Raw genomic sequence first — 20,472 nt, forward strand, 5'->3', positions numbered from 1 at the left:
TTTACACTAACAACTAGTAATAGTGGGGAAAAAGCCAACAACACTAAAATTATATAGGCAGTAACACAAGCCATTATATTGTTTTGACGCTTGAAGCTTAGTTGCGATTAGTGACTTTAAGTTTTAATTTTGTTTAAACAATGTTTATTGATTTATTTTAAATACAGTTTTACATCAATACTTTATATTGCAGAAACACATTATCAACAGCATATTACTTTGTTTTTAAATAAAACCGACAATCATCACTTAAAACAAACCTGATATTTCTATATGCTTTTTTGCTGCTAAAACATGCGGTTGTATCAAGATAAAAACACAACAGTTGATAATTAATTTATTTCAAAATAAATAAGGCATCAAATATGACAATAAAAAGTGTGCTAACCTCTTTGGCATTAGCGTTAGCGTTAGCGTTTTCAGCAACAGCAAACGAATCAGAATATTTTTACGAAAGCATAAGCAATCACAGCGCTTTAGAGTCGGGGCAAGGGGTCATTATTGATCCGTGGTCAACTGAAATAGATGTAACTTACTATAACGTTGATGGCCTAGCTGTTATGGAAGGGGATATTATTTTAGGCGACTTTAACGAGATTAAAGAACGGGACAAGGGCGCAAGGGCTAATGTGATCCTAACTGTATCAAAGCTATGGCCGCTCAATACTATGGTTTATCAATTTGACGCTAATATTGATAGCAGATCACGCGCTCATTTTATTAGCGCAATGGACAACATGAAAAATACGACATTTGTTAACTTTGTTGAACGTACAACGGCAAACCAAAGCCAGTATAAAAACTATGTTTATGTCACTTCAAACACAACGCGCTGTTCGTCACAACTAGGCATGGTTGGCGGCAAGCAAACACTTAATCTAGCCTATAATTGCGGGGTTGCTACCGCTACACATGAAATAGCACACGCGCTAGGTATAGGCCATGAACACACACGCTCAGACCGTGACAGCCACATAAATGTTTACTTGTCTAATGTTCAATCAGGCTTTGAGCATAATTTCAATAAAAGCGGGTCAGACTTTGCCCCATATTCTGCATACGATTTTAATTCGATAATGCACTATCATTCATACGCCTTTGCTAAGGATCAAAGCAGTCCAACGATGCTAAGAAACAACGGAGGACAGATTGGATTTAATAGCGTTCTTTCACAGGGAGATATTGAAGGCATAAACTCACTTTACCCTGATAACACTTGCACGGCTGGCGCAACAGAAACTAGAACGTTGCGATGCCAAAGCGGCCAAATTACTTGTGAAACAGGACAGGAGCGCAGACAGTGCACAAGCGACGGCATTTGGGGAGAATGGGAAATAGTAAACAGTCCTATTTGTATTAACTTTGGTCAACACTGCCCGTAATCATATTATTAGTGTTTAACGTCAAAGCCTCGCAAGGGGCTTTTTAATAGGTGTAAGATATGAAAAAAATAATAGCGGCTATATCATGCGCGCTTTTGGCTGGCTGCCTTAGCGATACGTCTAAAGATGAACACGAACAGGAAACATGGACAATTGAACCTTTCCCCGTATTTTGTGTGGGGGTTATGCCCTCTTTGTGCATGAAGTATTCAAATATTGATGAAAACGAATCAATCCTTTTTTATGGTGAGATTAACGGCTATTCGCACAAATGGGGCGCTCATGACCGCGTTTTAGTCACTGTCTATGACGTTGATAACCCCGACCAAGACGAAGGCGCAACAGGCGCAACAATCGTTAGGGTGATTGATTCCGAACCTGTAGAGGTAGGAACGCTTCACAACCTAGAAAACGTAACCATGTATGAAACTGCATTTTATATCGATGATGAGCAACATCATTTATATGGCTATCCGGTGCAATGCGCAAACCAACCTGTTTGCGATGACCTGTTAGCAATGAACGGATCAAACTCTATTGTCAATTTGTCGCTTGAATATTTGGGCGATGAAGGGATCAGGGTTAATAGCTGGTATTAAACACAATTAACGCTAAAGATAATTTTTTAACCATTTTCAAGCCGTTTTTTGTCTAAATGCCTTGATTCAGATACTAGCTTTAGTGTCTCAGCCTCAAACTTTACCGATTCTTTGTAATTTTTGTGAATCGTTGAGATTTCAAGCTCTAATTCTTCAGCTAAATTACGTAAACCAGCTTTGTGTTTAATGATTGGGTTGTTAGTGTGGAACATGAGAGTTACCTTTTTATGATTTTGAAATAAAGATTCGACACCTTCATCAAAACGGGTAACTCTCAACTTTTCAAGTCGAAATGTAAACTCTAGTCTGAACTTATACAGATTATTGCAACAGCAAGCAATTAGTTAACCCGTAAAGTTGATGTTGTTGAGTACATCGCCAACCACTTGTCCACGCCATCCTTGTAATAACAGTGGAATAGATTGCTCACTCTTTCCCTTATACTGCCACTGCATAAATTCATGAATTAAACGTTTTGAGCCTATAAATTCAAGTGGTACATTTTGCTGCTCAGATACTTGAGTTAGCAGTGCTTTAACTTGTTTAAAGGTACTTTTATAGCCTGACTTTAACGCAATCACATCAATAGGCTCTGGCAAGTCTGTAAACTCAACTGAATTGATTAACTTAACAATCTCTTTTGCATGATAACGTTTTTCGTGATCAGTTAATTCTACTAATTGCATGACATCAGACACGGTTTTAGGCTGCTTCTTTGCTAAACCAATGAGTGCATGATCTTTCAAAATAAAACCAAGTGCCATGTTTTTATCAAGGGCTTTTTGCATTCGCCATTTTGCTAATACTTGTAAGCAAGCTAGTTGCCTAGGTGACAACTGGAATGCATTCTTCACTTTTAAATAAGCTTTGTCGGTATCAGCCTTTGTTAAGCGCCCTTCTGTTATCCTCTCACCTTCTTCAAGCAACCATGCTAATCGGCCTTTTTCTTCTATCGATTTTACCAGTTGAGGATACAATTTATGTAAGTAATAAACATCATTTGCAGCATACTGTAATTGCGCATCTGATAATGGTCGTTTCATCCAATCGGTACGAGATTCACCTTTATCTAGCTCAACATCTAAACATTGTTGTACTAATTTTGCGTAACCCACTGCATGCCCCATATTACATAAGCTAGCCGCAATTTGGCTGTCAAATAGTGGCGTAGGTTGGCATTGACCATAATGTGCAAATACTTCGAGATCTTCACTGCAAGAATGCAACAACTTAGTGATATTGGGATTAGTGAGTAACTGCCAAAATGGCGATAAATCATTAATAGAAACGGGATCAATTAAGGTTAACGTTTTGCCATCATAGGCCTGAATTAAACCTAGATTTGCATAGTAAGTTCGCGTTCTAACAAATTCGGTATCTAAGACAAGTAAATCACTCTGGGCATATTGCGCAACGATTGTATTTAACGCAGCGTCACTATCTATGTATTCAAAACTTAACACTCAATTCTCCATACGTTATGGCAAATCAGCCACAAAAAAGCCGGCGTGATAGCCGGCTTCAACATAATCGCTATTTTACGCTTTCTTCACTTCATCACGAAGTTCGCGGCGTAAAATTTTACCAACATTGGTTTTTGGAAGCTCGTCTCTAAATTCTACCAGTTTTGGAATTTTATAGCCCGTCAAATGATCGCGACAATGTTTGATAATGTCCTTATCAGTAAGTGATTTGTCTTTCGCCACTACAAATACCTTAACAATTTCACCACTAACATCATGAGGAACACCCACCGCTGCCACTTCAATTACTTTAGGATGTAAAGCAATCACATCTTCAACTTCATTAGGGAATACATTAAAGCCAGAAACCAAAATCATGTCTTTCTTACGATCAACAATATAGAAGAAACCTTTTTCATCCATATAACCAATATCACCAGTGGCTAACCAGCCATCAGCATCAATTACTTTGGCACTTTCTTCTGGACGTTGCCAGTAACCACGCATGACCTGCGGCCCTTTTGCAAACAGTTCACCCGTTTCACCTTGTGGCAAAACGTTACCTAGATCATCACGTACTTGGATCAATGTTGACGGTGCAGGGAAACCAATTGAGCCATTGTAGCCATCTAGATTATATGGGCAACAAGTGACCAATGGTGACGCTTCAGTTAGACCATAACCTTCTAACAGACGAGTTTGGGTAATACTCTGCCATTTATCAGCAACGGCTTTTTGTACAGCCATACCACCGCCGATAGATAACTTCAATTTTGAGAAGTCGAGTTTGTTAAACTCTTCGTCATTAACGAGTGCATTAAATAAGGTATTAACCCCAGTTAACGCTGTAAATGGGTACTTTTTCAGTTCTCCTACGAATGCAGGAATATCTCGTGGGTTGGTGATCAGTAAATTGTGGCTTCCCTTGTGTAAGAACAACAAGCAATTCACTGTTAAGGCAAAGATGTGATAAAGAGGTAATGCAGTCACTACCATCTCTTTGCCATCAATTAATGCAGGAGCATAGGCACCATTTGCTTGTAGCACGTTTGATACTACATTGTTGTGTGTCAACATCGCGCCTTTTGAAACACCCGTAGTGCCACCCGTGTATTGTAGAAAAGCTAAATCATCTTTGGTGATTTCTGGTTTGATATACTGCTGTCTTCGCCCTTTGGTCAAGGTTGATCGAAATGAACGAGCATGTGGCAAGTTGTATTTCGGCACCATCTTTTTGATGTACTTAACGACAAAATTAACCAAGGTACGTTTAGGCGCACTCAACTGATCGCCTAATCCAGTAATAATGACCGATTTTACAGGAGTTTGATCAACCACTTCTTCTAACGTTTTTGCAAAGTTAGACACCACTACGATGGCTTTAGCGCCAGAATCAACTAACTGATGCTTCAACTCTCTAGGTGTATAGAGTGGATTAACGTTGACCACGACCATCCCAGCACGCAAAACACCAAAAAGTGCGATTGGGTATTGCAACAAGTTAGGCATCATAATCGCAACACGATCACCTTTTTCTAACCCTAACTCATTTTGTAAATAGGCGGCAAAAGCACGACTACGCTCTTCTAGCTTTCGATAAGTCATGGTTGCGCCCATGTTTGTGAAAGCAGGCGTGTCTGCATACTTGTTGACTGCGGTTTCAAACATGTCAACAAGTGAAGAAAATTGTTCAGGATTGATTTCAGCCGGTACATCGGCTGGTAAGTGATTGATCCAAGGCTGGTCCACAGGTATCTCCTAAATAAACTCTAACCGGCAACACTCTTGTGCGCTGGAAGAAAAGGACAAATTCAATTCGATTAGAATAGTCGTTATGTTCGAATACTGTCCGCTAATCATTATTATTTCACTCAATACAAAAATCATACGAGCGTTTTAATTTGCGACCATAATCACATAATTGAAACAAAAAACCTAGTGTTTTGTACAAAACTAATCAGGTTTTAGTATAAATGCTCGAATATGTATCGCAACAGATTCTGCACAGCCCATGTGCAGGTGATGATCGCCTTCCAATGTCACGGTTTCAATGTCAGTAAACCAGCGTACAGCCTTTGGCAGCAGTGATTTTAGTTGTTTATAGCCTCTGTTTCCTACTATTAATAAACTGGGCGTACCAGTTGAGTTCATTAACTGCTCAACTTGGGCAAAACTCAAACGGTTTACTGAATCTAATCTTAATCTTGGGTCGCTTCGCCAACAAGATCCATCGTCTGATACGGTTATGTTGCGTTCAGTAATCAATTCACACCAATTCACATCCAATTGAGTGAGCTTATGCCTTGCGAGTATTGCACTATGTTTATCAAAATAACGTGGTGATAGTTGTTTTGTTTGTTTAGTCGTGAACTCAAAATGTGTACTCACACCTCTTTGAAGACGGCGAGCAACTTTTTGCTCTTCCTCAAATAAAGGGGAAATGGCTTCAATTAAGATCAGTTTATTAATTTGATCAGCAAATGCGGCATTATAAGCCGCAGCAACAATGCCACCTAAAGAATGACCAACAATGGAGACCGTGAAGTCTTGAGATTTATAATGGTTAACGACACTGTGTAAATCATAAATATAATCCACCCAGTGTAATGGATATTGTCCAGGTCGATGATCTGAAAAGCCATGACCAGGCCAATCAATACATATCAATTGATGAGTATCAAACATGCCATGCAATTGGAACTGCTCAGCGAGTGGAATAAAGCTATTGAGATTGTCTAACCAACCATGTAAGGCCAAAATAACAGGTTTATCGCTGTCACCATACTGTACAGCAGCTAAACTAATATGAGCCAAAGATAACTCAAAATACTTAGGATTAGTGGTCATCTTTGACTCGTCTATATTACAAACAAAACATTACTTTTTGATAAACTTAAGCGTCATGCGATCGCTTTCACCAATTGCGATGTATTTTTCTTTATCAACGTCTTTCAATGCCAATCTTGGAGGCAATGTCCACACACCTTTCGGATAGTCTTTAGTATCTTTCGGGTTAGCGTTAATTTCTGAAGCTTCAGCCAAGGTAAATCCCACCTTTTCGGCAAGTTTAACCATTTCAGCCTGTTCCATATAGCCGCTATCTGCTGCCATACCAGGATTAGCTCTATGCTCTACTACACCAAATACGCCGCCAGTTTTAAGGGCTGCGTAAGCGCCTTCAAACACAGGTTGTAAATTGTCACTCATCGCCCAATTATGAAGGTTTCTGAACGTCAATACGACATCAACACTGCCATCTTCTGCTAATTTGGTTTTCGTCGGAGGATTAAGCGTTGAGAAACTCACATCGCCCACATTCGCTTTGTTATCTGCTACCCACTGTTCAAATTTCTTACCTGCCTTGGCAAAATATTGTGAACGGCGTGTATCTTCTGCAGGCTCAGTTTCAAAATTGGCAGCTATGTATTGGCCTTTTACTGACAAGTATGGTGCTAAAATCTCTGCATACCAACCACCGCCGGGCCATAATTCAACAACAGTATGGTTTGGCTCAATACCAAAAAAGCTTAACGTTTCAGCTGGATTACGGAAATTATCTCGTTTCTTGTTATCACTTTTACGAAAATCACTATCCACAGCTGCCTGTAAAGCCGCATTCACTTGCACAGCCATAGCCGACGCCGTGATTTGCATTGTTGTCGCTTGGCTTTGTGCAGCAAAGCCTAAACTGCTTAATCCAATAATGGCAGTCATCACCATATTAAGTTTCATGTTTTACTCCCTTGTTAACATTTACTTTTAGCCAGCTCAGCCACAACATTAATCCGCTGAAAGCTAACCAAATACACACCCAAATCCACGCTGGAAGCCAAGTTAACTGCGCTAACATTGCAGCATCTCCACCGCGTACAAAACCAAATAATACTAATGGGCTTGCCATTGCGTTAAGTATTATCATTAAGCCTAATATACGCAGTAAGCTATTTAAAAGACTACTGTTATTTAATTTAAGTGGTAACAAAATAAAAATGGCTAAGAAGATAAGAATCGTAATCGTCAATAAGTCCCTTGCCCAAAACACAATTGAACACATTACTGTTGCGCCCAATATTGATAATGTAAAACGAATCCCCTTTTGCCATGTAGCCAGTAAAAAGATCAAATAGCCCCACAATGCCGCACCGATGTAACCGGAAAAAGCAATGATGATGGCATTACCTCCTTGACTAAAACATAAACCAGCTCCGTTTGGAAATAGCTTAATTGACTGCACTACGCCACCGGTGATCACTGTTGCTATCCCATGAGATATTTCATGGAAATAACTTTCAAACCATTTAAACGGTATATTAACAATTGGCAACTTTGTAATTAAAAATGCAATAAAGAGTTCAATAACAAAGCGGCTCCTTGAAGGAACCGCTGTTGTTGTTTGATTGGCGTTTTGAGATAAATTAGGCGAAGACATCAATACCTACCATTTGTTGTATTTGATCACGCTGTTGTGCGTGTTGTGTCGAAAGATAAGAAGAAATTGCACCTCTATGTGTTGAGGTTTGGTTATCGAAATCTAGATTGGCTTTTTTGCTATATTGAGGGTGCCCCATTGCCGCTAACTGGCTTTTAAGTGAGTCCGTCAGCTCTGACGTTGGTGAGCGTGACTCATTGCTGTGGCTCTCAATTGCCTTGACTGTTTTTTCTTGCTTTTGCTCATCATAAGATTCAACAGGCGATACATTCACGGCACGGTTACTCGCAACCGCTTGGCTGAGACTGACCTGACCTTTTTTCGCCTGAGGCGTGATTAATGTACCGTTTATTTGCATCTTTTATTAAGTATTTGTTTTTTTTTGCTTATTGAGTCTGGTTAATAGCTTTGTAGCTGCTACCTTTGAACTCCATTCAACATGTTCTGTGTTTCATGCATTTGTATTCAGAAAGCTTACCACTTTCTACATTCGCATTTGCAACACGACTAATGTTTCAAGTTTAGCGAGTTTTACTGCTTTCCCCAAACATTATTCACGTCCTGGCAATTTTTTCCATGTCACAGTGTCACGTAAATAAACAGGGGCAAGCTCATCAACGCTGGTATGTAATCCATTTGCATGGCCGTGTTTTGCTAATGGGATCATCGCACTGGCCTTTGGGTAATGCACAGTTTCACTCAACACGATATTGTCATTTAGACTCAGAAGTGCTGGGTAAGCTGCAAAGCCTGTACCGCAGGCAAATGTCGTTTGTTGATGATTAAGCGTTAATTTAACATCATTAGGTGCTGAAACTAGTTCTTCACCCACTAAGGTTGCGATGCCATTTTGGTTGGTAAATTGTGCCCAATAGACTTCATTCATTCTGGCATCAATCGAGCAAAACATTTGCTCTGCATTATGCTCATCAATAGCGAGTTGCGCCATCGCAGCTAGTGTGGAAATACCAATAACATCTTTATCTTGGCCTAGCGCTAACCCTTGAGTCATACTCGTGCAAATACGGATCCCTGTGAAACTACCAGGTCCCCTGCCATAGGCAATTAAATCCACATCCGCAAGGGTAATATTGGCTTGTTGTAATGCTTCATCAACCATAGGTAATAAGCGCTGGCTATGCTCTCTTGGGGCTTCTACGCAAAGATCTATTTGTTGGTTGGTTTGGCTCTCAGGCGCGATAAACGACAGAGAAACAGAGCACAATTCGGTGCAAGTATCTAAAGCAAGGATGTTCATTAAGCAGACTTGGCCATGGTTAAACAATAAATATGCCGGCTATGATAACTGATAGCTCAAGACTAAATAAAGGGAACAGTTCAATTAGCAGTTATTTAATTGATTGTAAAAATGCAATTGCTGCATCTAAATCTCGTGTTCGTGACATAGGGGGGAGCGACTGTAGGAAAGCTTGACCATATGCACGGTTAACAATGCGATTATCACAGAGGATCAAAACGCCTTGATCTTTTTCATCGCGAATCAATCTCCCTACGCCCTGTTTTAAGCTGATCACAGCCTGAGGTAATGAAATACAGGCAAAAGGATCTTGACCTTGTTGTTCCACATTGGCCGATCGAGCTTTATATAAAGTATCATCAGGACTTACAAATGGCAGTTTATCGATAATGACGCAACTCAGTAGTTTCCCTCGAACATCTACCCCTTCCCAAAAGCTTGCGGTGCCGAGTAATACTGCATTCCCTAGTTGACGGTATTTATTCAAAATGGTTTGTTTGCTGGCCTGCCCTTGAACCAACATGGGATAACGAATTTTATTGACCAGTAATTGCGCAGTCAGGGTCATCATTTGATGGCTGGTAAAAAGAATAAATGTACGACCTTGTGCCGCGTTAACTGCCCTGACACACACATCAACAAATTGTTGTAAATGATAATTAGACCCGGCTTGCATATGACTCACCGCACCGCGGTTACCAATATTTCGCGGCACGCAAAATATAGCCTGATTAGCGTAATCAAATGGGCTGTCTAAGATGAGTTGTTTTGCTTTGATTAAACCCATCTCGTTTGCAAAATGATCCAGTTTTCGATTCATTTGCATTGTCGCAGAGGTAAATACCCAAGCTGTTTTGTCATCAAATAACGCTTGGCATTGTTGGGCGATATTGATCGGCGCGACACTTAATTGAATATGCCGTTGATTGGTATCCACACTGTATGCGCAGTTAGCATCATTACACTCACAAAAACGCTGTAATCTTTCAGTGATGACCACCAGCTTTTCAAAGGTATCATCGAGTGCTTCAAATCGGCCTAAATGTGCCTTTAACAAGGTTTCAAGTGCTTTCAGCGAATCAATAAGTTGCCATCCTAAATTAGCTAAATGCTTATTAGCTAACACCGAGCGGTAATTGGTAATGTTATTTTCGGCTAACGCTTGCTGCCATTGGTTAAGCACTGTCAGCGCGCGAAAGCTGACTTGCTCAATTTGAATAGAGTCACGAATTTCATTCTTATGTAACTCAATTAAAGCTGTAAGTAAGCGATCGATTTGTCGCCCAGAAATGCTATCACCAAAATAATTAATACAGGTATCAGGTAATAAATGTGCTTCATCAAATACCACGACATCTGGGTCAGGTAACAACTCTGCAAAGCCAGTATCTTTCAATAATCGATCGGCAAAAAACAAATGATGATTAACGACGATGACTTTTGCTTCTAATGCTTTCACTCGCGCCTTGCGGGTAAAACATTCATCATAAAAGTCACACTTCTTGCCTTTACAACTCTCTTTAGTACTCACGACAGTAGGCAATACGTCCGAGTCTTCAGAGACAGAGTTCAGGTTGCCGATATCACCGTCTTTTGATAATGTTGCCCATTGATTTATGAGCAGTAAATCATCAACAAACTCCTGTTCATATCGACTAGCATCTTGCATGACATTATCTAATCGTAATTGACACACATAATTACTACGACCTTTGAGCAGACTGACTTTAGGTGCAATGTCTAGCATTTTTAATAACGCGGGCAGATCTTTAAAAAACAATTGTTCTTGTAGATTTTTACTGCCCGTACTGATAATAACTTGTTTGTCGCTTAATAATGCAGGCACAAGATAAGCATAGGTTTTACCTACACCGGTACCCGCTTCCACTATCAGTTTTTTATTGGTTGATTTTTTCGCAGAGATGGATTTTGAGATAGCCACAGCCATATCAACTTGCGGCTGACGTGCGCGAAAGTCTGCAATGTTTTTTGCTAAAGGACCTGTTGCTGAAAAAACTTGCTCAACAGATTGTGATAATGACAGCATTAACTCCTCAATTTTATGCCACTAACTAATGTCACGAAATAAGGCACGTATCAATAAAAGGGCCCTAAGCGCAATGAGAGTAATGGCAATTAGCTGGTGACGCAATAAATTCCTACTTTTAGTATCAATTACAATCACTGGCTAGATTATGAATTATTTGGCTTTTTTGTCATTAAACCATCATATTTACCTTCTAGGGTAGATGTTATAGCCACCGTTTAAATTGATGTGTTTTCTGTATTTGAAAGATTACCAACCAATTAGCACCAGCTTCTTAGGCTTGTTATGTACCTCTTTCTTGTGCAAGCGCTGCCATATGAGTAAATTTCACTTTTGGGCAATTTGCTGTTGCAATGACAATCGATAGCGGTTAGTTTTATAAACATTAAATAAAGAGTTTGATAGTTACTAAAGCAAAACAAAATAGCAAAACAAATTGCTGACTCTTTGTACGAAGCAAATAGTTTAATATTAAGAGAAACGAATTATGAACATCCGAAGCACAAATATTCATCATCACCATCATATGCGGTAGCCTTCGGATGCTTACTGCCGAAGGTTAATGTCCTTCCGGCGGTGATAACAGATCACATAACCCCTGGAAGGAATTTCAGGGGTTTTTTAATGCCTGAATTTCAAAGATTTAAAGAAAAACAAATTTTAATATAGGAATTCAACACATGACTGATTCAAACCGTTTAAGAATAGCCATCCAAAAATCTGGCCGTTTATCTAAAGAGTCGCAAAAGCTGCTAAAGAGTTGTGGCGTTAAATTTAATGTCAATGAGCAACGCTTAATTGCCCACGCAGACAACATGCCAATCGACCTGTTACGTGTTCGTGATGATGATATTCCAGGCCTTGTTATGGACGGTGTGGTTGATTTAGGCATCATTGGCGAGAATGTACTAGAAGAAGAACAAATTGAACGAGAAACATTGGGTAAGTCAGCGCTATATACAAAATTACGTGAACTTGATTTTGGTGCTTGCCGTTTATCACTCGCTGTACCTAACGAATTTGATTATCAAGATGCAAATTCATTAGCAGGCTTACGCATTGCAACCTCATACCCTAACCTACTTCGCCGTTATATGAAGAGCCAAGGTGTTGACTACAGTGACTGTATGTTAAAAGGTTCTGTAGAAGTTGCACCACGTGCTGGTCTTGCTGATGGTATATGCGATCTTGTTTCAACAGGTGCCACTCTTGAAGCAAATGGTTTATATGAAACTGACGTTATTTACCGTTCAGTGGCTTGCTTAATTCAATCAAACAGTGAACAAACACCAGCCAAACAAGCATTAATCGATAAGCTGTTATCACGCATGAACGGTGTTGTTCGTGCCCGTGAGAGCAAATACATATTACTGCACGCACCAACAGACACATTAGAGCAAATTGTTGCACTACTACCCGGTGCTGAAAATCCAACCATATTACCACTGAATGATGACTCAAACCGTGTCGCAATTCACGCCGTATCATCTGAAGATTTATTCTGGGACACCATGGAAGAGCTTACAGCACTCGGTGCGAGTTCAATTCTGGTCATGCCAATTGAAAAAATGATGGGGTAACGCATGAGTATGCAAATCATTAATTGGCCATCATTGTCTGATGTTGAACAAAAGCAGGTGCTAAATCGCTCACCTTTGATCAATGAAGGCAGTGTTGAAACACAAGTCAGCGACATTATCAGCCAAGTGATTGATAAAGGTGATGTCGCACTTAAGGCATTCAACCAGCAATTTGATCAATATGACACTGCTGATTTACGTTTATCTGATGTGCAAATTGCCCAAGCCTGTAGCAATGTCACACAAAACGTTAAAGCCGCAATTGCACAAGCAATGGCGAATATTGAAACATTTCACCAAGCACAGACATTTAAGCCAGTAGATGTTGAAACACAAGCTGGTGTGCGTTGCGAGTTACGCTGTGAAGCCATTGAACGTGTGGGCTTGTATATCCCAGGTGGTACTGCTCCGCTTATCTCAACTGTGATGATGCTTGCATTACCTGCCAAAATTGCAGGTTGCGACAAACGCGTGCTTGTCAGTCCGCCGCCAATTAACGATGCCATTATTTATGCAGCCAATGCTTGCGGTATTACTGATATTTACCAAGTAGGCGGTGCACAAGCCATTGCGGCACTTGCCTTTGGTACTGACTCCATTCCTCAGGTAGATAAAATTTTTGGCCCAGGTAATCGATTTGTCACTGAAGCCAAACGTCTAGTTTCTCAAGATAATCGCATTAGTGTTGCGATTGATATGCCGGCGGGACCATCTGAAGTATTAGTGATTGCAGATGATCAAGCTAACCCACAGTTTATTGCTGCTGATTTATTATCGCAGGCAGAACACGGCCCAGACTCACAAGTGATGTTAGTCACCACATCTGCCAAGCAAGCTGATGCGGTTAATCAAGCATTAGCCACACAGCTTGAAGCCTTGCCACGAAAAGAAATTGCTGAGCAAGCATTGACGTGTTCACGCAGCTTCATTGTCAAGGATCTCAAACAAGCTGCGCGAGTATCCAATCAATATGGCCCTGAGCACTTGATCATTCAATCAGCTAAACCCCGTGAAGTATTAACAGACATTCGCGCTGCTGGTAGTGTGTTTCTAGGCGCTTATACGCCTGAGTCAGTGGGTGACTATGCCAGCGGAACTAACCACGTATTGCCAACATATGGGTACTCACGCAACTACTCTAGTTTGTCATTAGCTGACTTCAGCCGTCGCTTCACTGTACAGGAACTCACGCCACAAGGTTTAGCCGGTTTAGGTGAAGCAGTGATGACCCTAGCAGAAAATGAATTACTTGACGCGCATAAAAATGCCGTAGCCATTCGTCTAAATGAACTTAAGCAATCAGTGCAATAATCAGGAGCCAAAATGTCATTTAATGCCCAACAGTTAGCTAGACCTGAATTACTGACTTTAGTGCCGTATCAAAGCGCAAGAAGAATTGGTGGTCAGGGTGACATTTGGATTAACGCTAATGAGTCGCCTTTCAATAACAGTGATCTTGAGCAGCTTAATCGCTACCCAGAATGTCAACCACCTGAGCTTATCAATGCTTATAGCCAATATACTGATGTTGCAGCGAACAATATTGTGGCAACGCGTGGCGCAGATGAAGCAATTGAGTTATTGATCAGAACATTTTGCATACCGGGCAAAGATACTATTGCGACCTTTGGCCCTACCTACGGCATGTATGCCATTAGTGCAGCCACATTCAACATTGGTGTAAAAAAGCTTACATTAACTGAAGACTTTCAACTACCTAGCCAATGGCAACAACAGGCCGCAGAGGCTAAATTGGTATTCATTTGTAACCCAAATAATCCAACTGGTAGTGTTATTAATAAGGCGCAATTAGAACAAGCGATTCAGTCAATGCCAAATACTATTGTTGTGATTGATGAAGCTTATATTGAATTCTGCCCAGCACAATCGGTTGCAGATTTGCTCAGCCTTTACCCAAATCTCGTCGTGCTGCGTACCTTATCTAAGGCATTTTCCCTGGCAGGTGCCCGTTGCGGTTTTTTACTTGCCAATGATGACATTATCGATTTAGTAATGCGTGTAATTGCCCCTTACCCAGTGCCGCTGCCCGTTGCAGAGCTGGCAAGCAAAGCACTCAGCAAAACGGGCATTAATCTAATGCAGCAGCAAGTTGCTGAACTAAACCGACAAGGTCAGAAACTAGCACAGGAGCTAGCAAATGTTGCTGCAAAGGTCATCGCACCTAATGGCAATTTTGTTTTAGCTAAGTTCAAGCAAGTGGATCTTGTAAAACAGCTATTAATTGACAATGGTATTGTGGCCCGAGCATATAGCGATCCAGTATTAGCCGATGCCATTCGCTTTAGTTTTGCTAATAAACAACAAACAGACGCCATCATCTCAGTCATCAAACAAATTGAATAGCAACAAGATATTAATGATGACCGAGTAACAAATATAACTCATTAAGAATTAACAAGGCCACGTACCCATGAAACAGAAAATCTTATTTATTGACCGTGATGGCACATTAGTCGAAGAGCCTGCTATTGATAAACAATTAGACAGATTAGATAAGCTGGTGTTTGAACCACAAGTGATCCCTGCCCTTTTAAAATTACAAAAAGCAGGTTTTAAGCTCGTAATGGTAAGTAACCAAGATGGTTTAGGCACCGACTCATTTCCTCAGGCAGATTTCGATGCGCCGCACAATATGATGATGGCGATTTTTGAAAGCCAAGGAGTTACATTTGATGACACCTTAATCTGCCCACACTTTGATAGTGACAATTGTAGCTGTCGTAAGCCTAAGCTTGGATTGGTAAAAGACTACCTCACTCAAGGCATAGTGGATTTTACTCAGTCTTATGTTATTGGCGATCGTATGACCGATATACAACTTGCGGATGCAATGGGCATTAACAGTTTTCAATATGAGCGCGACACACTCAACTGGGACATGATTGTCGAAACCTTATTAAATAAAGGCAGACAAGCTCAGGTTATTCGCACCACTAAAGAAACCGATATCCAAGTTAATATCGATTTAGACAAGCAAGCTAAAGGCAACATAGATACGGGGATTGGCTTTTTTGACCACATGTTAGATCAAATTCAAACCCACGGTAATTTCAAAATGGATGTCAAAGTTGATGGTGACTTAGAAATTGATGATCATCACAGCGTAGAAGACACTGCATTAGCCATTGGTGATGCTATTAGGCAAGCGCTTGGGGATAAACGCGGTATCGCCCGCTTTGGTTTCAGCCTACCAATGGATGAAGCAAACGGCCAATGTCTAATGGATATTTCAGGCCGACCTTTTATTAAATTTGAAGCCGATTTTGAACGTGAAATGGTCGGTGAAATGGCGACTGAAATGGTGCCTCACTTCTTTAGATCTTTTGCAGATGGCTTACGTTGTACCCTGCACCTTAGTACTGAGGGAGATAATGATCACCACAAGGTAGAGGCGCTATTTAAAGTATTAGGCCGTACATTACGTCAAGCGGTTAAAGTTGAAGGTGATATTCTTCCTTCAAGTAAAGGAGTGCTGTAATGCCCAATAGTGTGGTAACTACTGAGATAAATACCCAAGACCTCACTGTCATACTTGATACAGGCTGTGCCAATTTAAGTTCAGTCATGTATGCCTTTGAGCGTTTACAAGCCAATGTCATCGTTAGCCGTGATGAAACACTGATCCAACAAGCAGCACGCGTCGTCCTCCCTGGTGTAGGTACAGCAGCTGCCGCAATGGATGCGTTACATGACCGCCAGCTAGTCGACATCATAAAAGGTTTAACCCAACCTGTTTTAGGTGTGTGTCTTGGAATGCAAATGCTCACGACACTGTCAAAGGAACGTGGTGGCAAAGACAGCGAAGAAATTGCTTGTTTAGATTTAATTCCAACACAAATTACTGACTTAAACAGTCAGGGTTTGCCTTTACCCCATATGGGCTGGAATCAAATACAGGTCAGCAATCACCCGCTATTTGAAGGCATTGAGAACGGCAGTTATGTCTATTTTGTCCATAGCTTCAAAGCGCCTGTGACTGAATATACTATCGCCCAATGTGAATATGGTGAGGCGTTTAGCGCCGCCATTGCTAAAGACAATTTTATGGGGGTGCAATTCCACCCTGAAAAAAGTGCAGCAGTAGGCGCACAAATCCTACAAAACTTTTTAAAAATGGGGACAGCATCATGATCATACCTGCAATTGATTTAATTGATGGCCAAGTGGTGCGTTTGTATCAAGGGGATTATCAACAACAAACCACGTTTAATTTAAGTCCGTTAGCCCAGTTACAGTCTTATCAAGCACAGGGGGCTAAGTTATTGCATATTGTTGATTTAACAGGTGCTAAAGATCCTGATAAACGCCAAATTAACTTAATTAAGCAGCTTGCTGAAGGATTAAACACCGATATTCAAGTCGGTGGCGGTATTCGAACAGAACAACAAGTAAAAGAGCTACTCGACATAGGCGTTAAACGTGTGGTGATTGGATCACTTGCAGTAAAAGAGCCTGAATTAGTCAAAAGCTGGTTTATCAAATATGGCAGTGATGCGATCTGTCTAGCGTTAGATGTCAATATTAATCAGCAGGGTGAAAAAATCGTTGCGGTATCAGGCTGGCAAACTGGTGGTGGTAAGTCCTTGGAGTCGTTAGTCGCTGAATACCAAACCGTTGGCCTTCAATACGCTTTAGTCACCGATATCAGCCGTGATGGCACGTTACAAGGCGCGAATACCACATTGTATCAAGAGCTCGCGGCCAGCTACCCAGACATCTTTTGGCAAGCATCAGGTGGCATTGCCACTTTGGATGATGTCAACAACGTTAAACAAAGCAATGCCAATGGCATCATTATTGGTAAAGCATTACTCATTAATAACTTCACCGTTGAGGAGGCAATTCAATGCTGGCCAAACGCATAGTCCCTTGTTTAGATGTCCGCGACGGTAAAGTAGTCAAAGGTGTCCAGTTTCGTAATCATGAAATCGTTGGTGATATTGTGCCGCTCGCTGCACGATATGCCGAAGAAGGTGCTGATGAGTTGGTATTTTATGATATTACTGCCAGCGCTCATGATCGCGTAGTAGATAAATCGTGGGTTAGCCGCGTAGCTGAGCAAATTGACATTCCATTTTGTGTGGCTGGTGGAATTAAAACCCTCGAACAAGCACGTGAAAAACTTGCTTTTGGTGCGGATAAAATCTCAATTAACTCCCCTGCGCTCACTGATCCAAGCTTAATCACACGCCTTCAAGACGAATTTGGCCGCCAGTGCATTGTGGTGGGTATTGATTCATATTATGACGCTGACGCTGATAGTTATATGGTCAAACAATTTACTGGGGATGAAGCCGCGACTAAAGATACCCAATGGTTTACCCAAGATTGGGTTGAAGAAGTACAACAACGTGGCTGCGGCGAAATTGTGTTGAATGTCATGAACCAAGATGGCGTACGAGGTGGCTATGACATTAAGCAATTATCAATGGTCAGAGCCATTTGTGATGTGCCACTGATTGCTTCTGGCGGTGCTGGTGAAATGCAGCATTTTGCCGATGTGTTCCAGCAAGCCAATGTTGACGCTGCGTTAGCTGCCAGTGTGTTCCATAAAGGCATCATCGATATCAATGAATTAAAGCAATACCTTGCCCAGCAAGACATAGCCATTCGCTTATAAGGTAACCACCATGACAAATTTAACTGTAACCCTTGACCCAAGTAAGCTTGATTGGCAAAAACAAGATGGATTATTGCCTGCTGTAATACAACATCACTTAACAGGAAAGGTACTCATGCTAGGGTATATGAACCCAGAAGCGTTAGAGAAAACCTTAGCAACTGGCCTAGTAACATTTTATAGCCGGTCGAAACAACGTTTATGGACTAAAGGTGAACAATCAGGTCACACGCTAGACTTAATTGCTATTGATAAAGATTGTGATAATGACAGTTTATTAGTACAAGTCATCCCCAATGGGCCAACTTGTCACCTCCAACGAGAAAGCTGCTGGCCTGACGGGAATGCTCACCCATTTATTGATAACCTGACCCAATTGATTATTTCTCGTAAAGGGCAAGATGCAGATTCAAGCTATACTGCTTCTTTATTTGAGCGTGGCACCAAGCGGATTGCACAAAAGGTTGGTGAAGAAGGGTTAGAAACTGCCCTCGCCGCGGCGACTCACGATAAAGAAGAATTAATTAATGAAGCATCTGATCTCATGTATCACTTAATTGTGCTCTTAGAAGATCAAGGTTTATCAATGGCCGATATTAATCAAAACTTATTAGATAGGCATGCCAAGGCCAAGTAATCTCACTCCATATTAAACGCCACCTATTGAAGGTGGCATTTAGTATGAAGGTTTTTCATATTGTTAAGTTGTTAAACACTTCCCTTCCCATGTCACTCAATTCGCGTTAACCTATTGTTTTCGTTTTGTCATTTATCTTTGATAGTTGGCTGAGCGCTCATGATTGAGGCGGCCAAATGTCAAACCTACGTTTACGTTACCAGACCATTGAGTTTGGAAAAACCGATATCCACCTATGTACTCTTCGCAATAAACAAGAATTTCACGATCCTGATGGCACAGCTGAACAGTTAGGGATTTCTTCAGCCACTTGGCCTATTTTTGGCATTGTTTGGCCGTCAAGTTTGGTATTAGCACACCATATCTCTGACTATGACATTGGCATAAAACGGGTACTGGAAATTGGCTGTGGCACAGCCCTCAGCAGTTTATTGTTAAATAAACAAAACGTGGATATTACTGCAACAGATTACCATCCAGAAGCCGAAGCATTTTTGACTCGTAACTCTAAGCTTAATGGTGACGACAAAATCCCATTTGAGCGAACAGGTTGGGGAGATAGCAATGATAGCTTAGGCCGCTTTGATTTAATTATTGGAAGCGATCTACTGTATGAAGACGAGCATATTGAATTACTGACTCATTTCATACAAGAACATGCAAACGCAGAGTGTGAAGTCATCATTGTCGATCCAGGGCGAGGCAGAAAAAATAAACTCGCCAAAAAACTACTAGAGCAAGGCTATGAATCGACCTTTACTAAACCAGAAAATACCGATTATCTAGACAGCGATTTTAAGGGCCATATACTCAACTTTGTAAGATCTGAATAACGCTGGTGTTTATTAGTTGATGACAGATTTAGTGCTGAATTAACAGCGTAATAAAGCAGTAACCACCTCGGTTACAAAGCAGTTTTACTATTAATCACTGGTTATTTAGCCAATTCATTTGTCCCAAGTCGTTTTACAAAGAATAAGCTATACGGATCTAATTGATAACTTCCGAAAGGGTCACATTCGACAAAGCCATACTTTTTATACAGTTTGATTGCTGGTGTAAAAGCTTGATGACACCCCGTTTCTAAGTACAATGTTCCGTATCCACGTTGTTCTGATTCATTAATGACTAGCGTCAGTAGCTTCTCAGCAATACCTTTTCTTAAAAACTTGTGACTGGTTTTCATTGACTTAATTTCACCAGTCGAGTCATCAAGTTGCTTTAGCGCAATACAAGCTGCAATTTCATCATTAATACGTGCTGACCAAAACGTGAGGGACTTAGCTCTTAGCTTGTCAGGTTCTAACGCATGGATGCTATCAATGGGTGAATACTGATGCATCTGTTTTAAGTGCGCATCTAGCAATGAGATAACCGCACCATCTTCTAAATCATCTTGAATTAACTCAATGTTCATAGCGATAAGTTCTTAACAA

The 20,472-nt window shown here is 40.8% G+C and carries 21 protein-coding genes and 1 other annotated feature; of the genes, 11 read left to right on the plus strand and 10 right to left on the minus strand.

Features of this window, described 5'->3' with window-relative positions; all coding sequences use genetic code 11:
- Positions 1 to 392 precede the first annotated feature (392 nt).
- Both ACHUGF_RS06605 and ACHUGF_RS06610 read left to right on the plus strand, forming a co-directional pair.
- Complete coding sequence (locus tag ACHUGF_RS06605; RefSeq protein ID WP_394129998.1) at positions 393 to 1,382, plus strand: M12 family metallopeptidase; 990 nt, start codon at positions 393 to 395, stop codon at positions 1,380 to 1,382.
- 59 nt (positions 1,383 to 1,441) lie between these two features.
- Positions 1,442 to 1,981, plus strand: coding sequence for a DUF4377 domain-containing protein (locus ACHUGF_RS06610; RefSeq protein WP_394129999.1), 540 nt, complete (start codon positions 1,442 to 1,444; stop codon positions 1,979 to 1,981).
- 26 nt (positions 1,982 to 2,007) lie between these two features.
- On the opposite strand, the gene ACHUGF_RS06615 is transcribed toward ACHUGF_RS06610, so the two are convergent.
- The 9 genes from ACHUGF_RS06615 to ACHUGF_RS06655 all read right to left on the minus strand — a co-directional run bounded on the left by ACHUGF_RS06615 (position 2,008) and on the right by ACHUGF_RS06655 (position 11,178).
- Complete coding sequence (locus ACHUGF_RS06615) at positions 2,008 to 2,193, minus strand: hypothetical protein (protein WP_394130142.1); 186 nt, start codon at positions 2,191 to 2,193, stop codon at positions 2,008 to 2,010.
- Positions 2,194 to 2,325: 132 nt separating this feature from the next.
- A complete protein-coding gene (rnd, locus tag ACHUGF_RS06620; protein ID WP_394130000.1) occupies positions 2,326 to 3,444 on the minus strand; it encodes a ribonuclease D in 1,119 nt (372 codons plus the stop codon).
- 75 nt (positions 3,445 to 3,519) lie between these two features.
- Entirely contained in the window at positions 3,520 to 5,193 is a 1,674-nt protein-coding gene (fadD, locus tag ACHUGF_RS06625; protein WP_394130001.1) for a long-chain-fatty-acid--CoA ligase FadD, read from the minus strand.
- Between the two features lie 204 nt (positions 5,194 to 5,397).
- Positions 5,398 to 6,291 (minus strand): alpha/beta fold hydrolase, encoded by an 894-nt coding sequence (locus tag ACHUGF_RS06630; protein WP_394130002.1) that lies wholly within the window; start codon positions 6,289 to 6,291, stop codon positions 5,398 to 5,400.
- Between the two features lie 30 nt (positions 6,292 to 6,321).
- Entirely contained in the window at positions 6,322 to 7,098 is a 777-nt protein-coding gene (locus tag ACHUGF_RS06635; RefSeq protein ID WP_394130132.1) for a class I SAM-dependent methyltransferase, read from the minus strand.
- 67 nt (positions 7,099 to 7,165) lie between these two features.
- Complete coding sequence (locus ACHUGF_RS06640) at positions 7,166 to 7,873, minus strand: M50 family metallopeptidase (RefSeq protein WP_394130003.1); 708 nt, start codon at positions 7,871 to 7,873, stop codon at positions 7,166 to 7,168.
- Entirely contained in the window at positions 7,860 to 8,231 is a 372-nt protein-coding gene (locus ACHUGF_RS06645; protein WP_394130004.1) for a hypothetical protein, read from the minus strand. The genes ACHUGF_RS06640 and ACHUGF_RS06645 overlap by 14 nt, the downstream gene beginning before the upstream one ends.
- A 192-nt stretch (positions 8,232 to 8,423) precedes the next feature.
- Complete coding sequence (gene tsaB / locus ACHUGF_RS06650) at positions 8,424 to 9,131, minus strand: tRNA (adenosine(37)-N6)-threonylcarbamoyltransferase complex dimerization subunit type 1 TsaB (RefSeq protein ID WP_394130005.1); 708 nt, start codon at positions 9,129 to 9,131, stop codon at positions 8,424 to 8,426.
- Between the two features lie 91 nt (positions 9,132 to 9,222).
- A complete protein-coding gene (locus ACHUGF_RS06655; protein WP_394130006.1) occupies positions 9,223 to 11,178 on the minus strand; it encodes an ATP-dependent DNA helicase in 1,956 nt (651 codons plus the stop codon).
- A 510-nt stretch (positions 11,179 to 11,688) separates the two neighbouring features.
- Positions 11,689 to 11,804 (plus strand) — a sequence feature (His leader region).
- 54 nt (positions 11,805 to 11,858) lie between these two features.
- On the opposite strand from ACHUGF_RS06655, the gene hisG reads away from it, so the two are divergent.
- From hisG to ACHUGF_RS06700, 9 genes are all read left to right on the plus strand, one after another.
- Positions 11,859 to 12,758, plus strand: coding sequence for an ATP phosphoribosyltransferase (gene hisG, locus ACHUGF_RS06660; RefSeq protein ID WP_394130007.1), 900 nt, complete (start codon positions 11,859 to 11,861; stop codon positions 12,756 to 12,758).
- 9 nt (positions 12,759 to 12,767) lie between these two features.
- Positions 12,768 to 14,069, plus strand: a complete 1,302-nt coding sequence (hisD, locus tag ACHUGF_RS06665) for a histidinol dehydrogenase (RefSeq protein ID WP_394130133.1) — start codon at positions 12,768 to 12,770, stop codon at positions 14,067 to 14,069.
- 12 nt (positions 14,070 to 14,081) lie between these two features.
- On the plus strand, positions 14,082 to 15,122 hold the full coding sequence (hisC, locus tag ACHUGF_RS06670) for a histidinol-phosphate transaminase (protein ID WP_394130008.1): 1,041 nt from the start codon (positions 14,082 to 14,084) through the stop codon (positions 15,120 to 15,122).
- A gap of 67 nt (positions 15,123 to 15,189) precedes the next feature.
- Positions 15,190 to 16,257, plus strand: a complete 1,068-nt coding sequence (hisB, locus tag ACHUGF_RS06675; protein WP_394130009.1) for a bifunctional histidinol-phosphatase/imidazoleglycerol-phosphate dehydratase HisB — start codon at positions 15,190 to 15,192, stop codon at positions 16,255 to 16,257.
- Positions 16,257 to 16,910 carry an imidazole glycerol phosphate synthase subunit HisH gene (hisH, locus tag ACHUGF_RS06680; protein WP_394130010.1) on the plus strand — a complete coding sequence of 218 codons (654 nt, stop codon included), beginning with the start codon at positions 16,257 to 16,259 and terminating at the stop codon, positions 16,908 to 16,910. Before hisB ends, hisH begins: the two co-directional genes overlap by 1 nt.
- A complete protein-coding gene (gene hisA / locus ACHUGF_RS06685; RefSeq protein WP_394130011.1) occupies positions 16,907 to 17,644 on the plus strand; it encodes a 1-(5-phosphoribosyl)-5-[(5-phosphoribosylamino)methylideneamino]imidazole-4-carboxamide isomerase in 738 nt (245 codons plus the stop codon). Before hisH ends, hisA begins: the two co-directional genes overlap by 4 nt.
- Positions 17,626 to 18,399 carry an imidazole glycerol phosphate synthase subunit HisF gene (gene hisF, locus ACHUGF_RS06690; RefSeq protein ID WP_394130012.1) on the plus strand — a complete coding sequence of 258 codons (774 nt, stop codon included), beginning with the start codon at positions 17,626 to 17,628 and terminating at the stop codon, positions 18,397 to 18,399. Before hisA ends, hisF begins: the two co-directional genes overlap by 19 nt.
- Positions 18,400 to 18,409: 10 nt before the next feature.
- Entirely contained in the window at positions 18,410 to 19,036 is a 627-nt protein-coding gene (hisIE, locus tag ACHUGF_RS06695) for a bifunctional phosphoribosyl-AMP cyclohydrolase/phosphoribosyl-ATP diphosphatase HisIE (protein ID WP_394130013.1), read from the plus strand.
- Positions 19,037 to 19,212: 176 nt separating this feature from the next.
- A complete protein-coding gene (locus tag ACHUGF_RS06700) occupies positions 19,213 to 19,869 on the plus strand; it encodes a class I SAM-dependent methyltransferase (RefSeq protein ID WP_394130014.1) in 657 nt (218 codons plus the stop codon).
- Between the two features lie 101 nt (positions 19,870 to 19,970).
- Here ACHUGF_RS06700 and ACHUGF_RS06705 read toward each other — a convergent pair whose 3' ends face one another.
- Positions 19,971 to 20,453 (minus strand): GNAT family N-acetyltransferase, encoded by a 483-nt coding sequence (locus ACHUGF_RS06705; protein WP_394130015.1) that lies wholly within the window; start codon positions 20,451 to 20,453, stop codon positions 19,971 to 19,973.
- Between the last annotated feature and the right edge of the window lie 19 nt (positions 20,454 to 20,472).

Origin of the sequence: Shewanella maritima (assembly GCF_043643735.1) — a bacterium.
Taxonomy (GTDB): domain Bacteria; phylum Pseudomonadota; class Gammaproteobacteria; order Enterobacterales; family Shewanellaceae; genus Shewanella; species Shewanella maritima_A.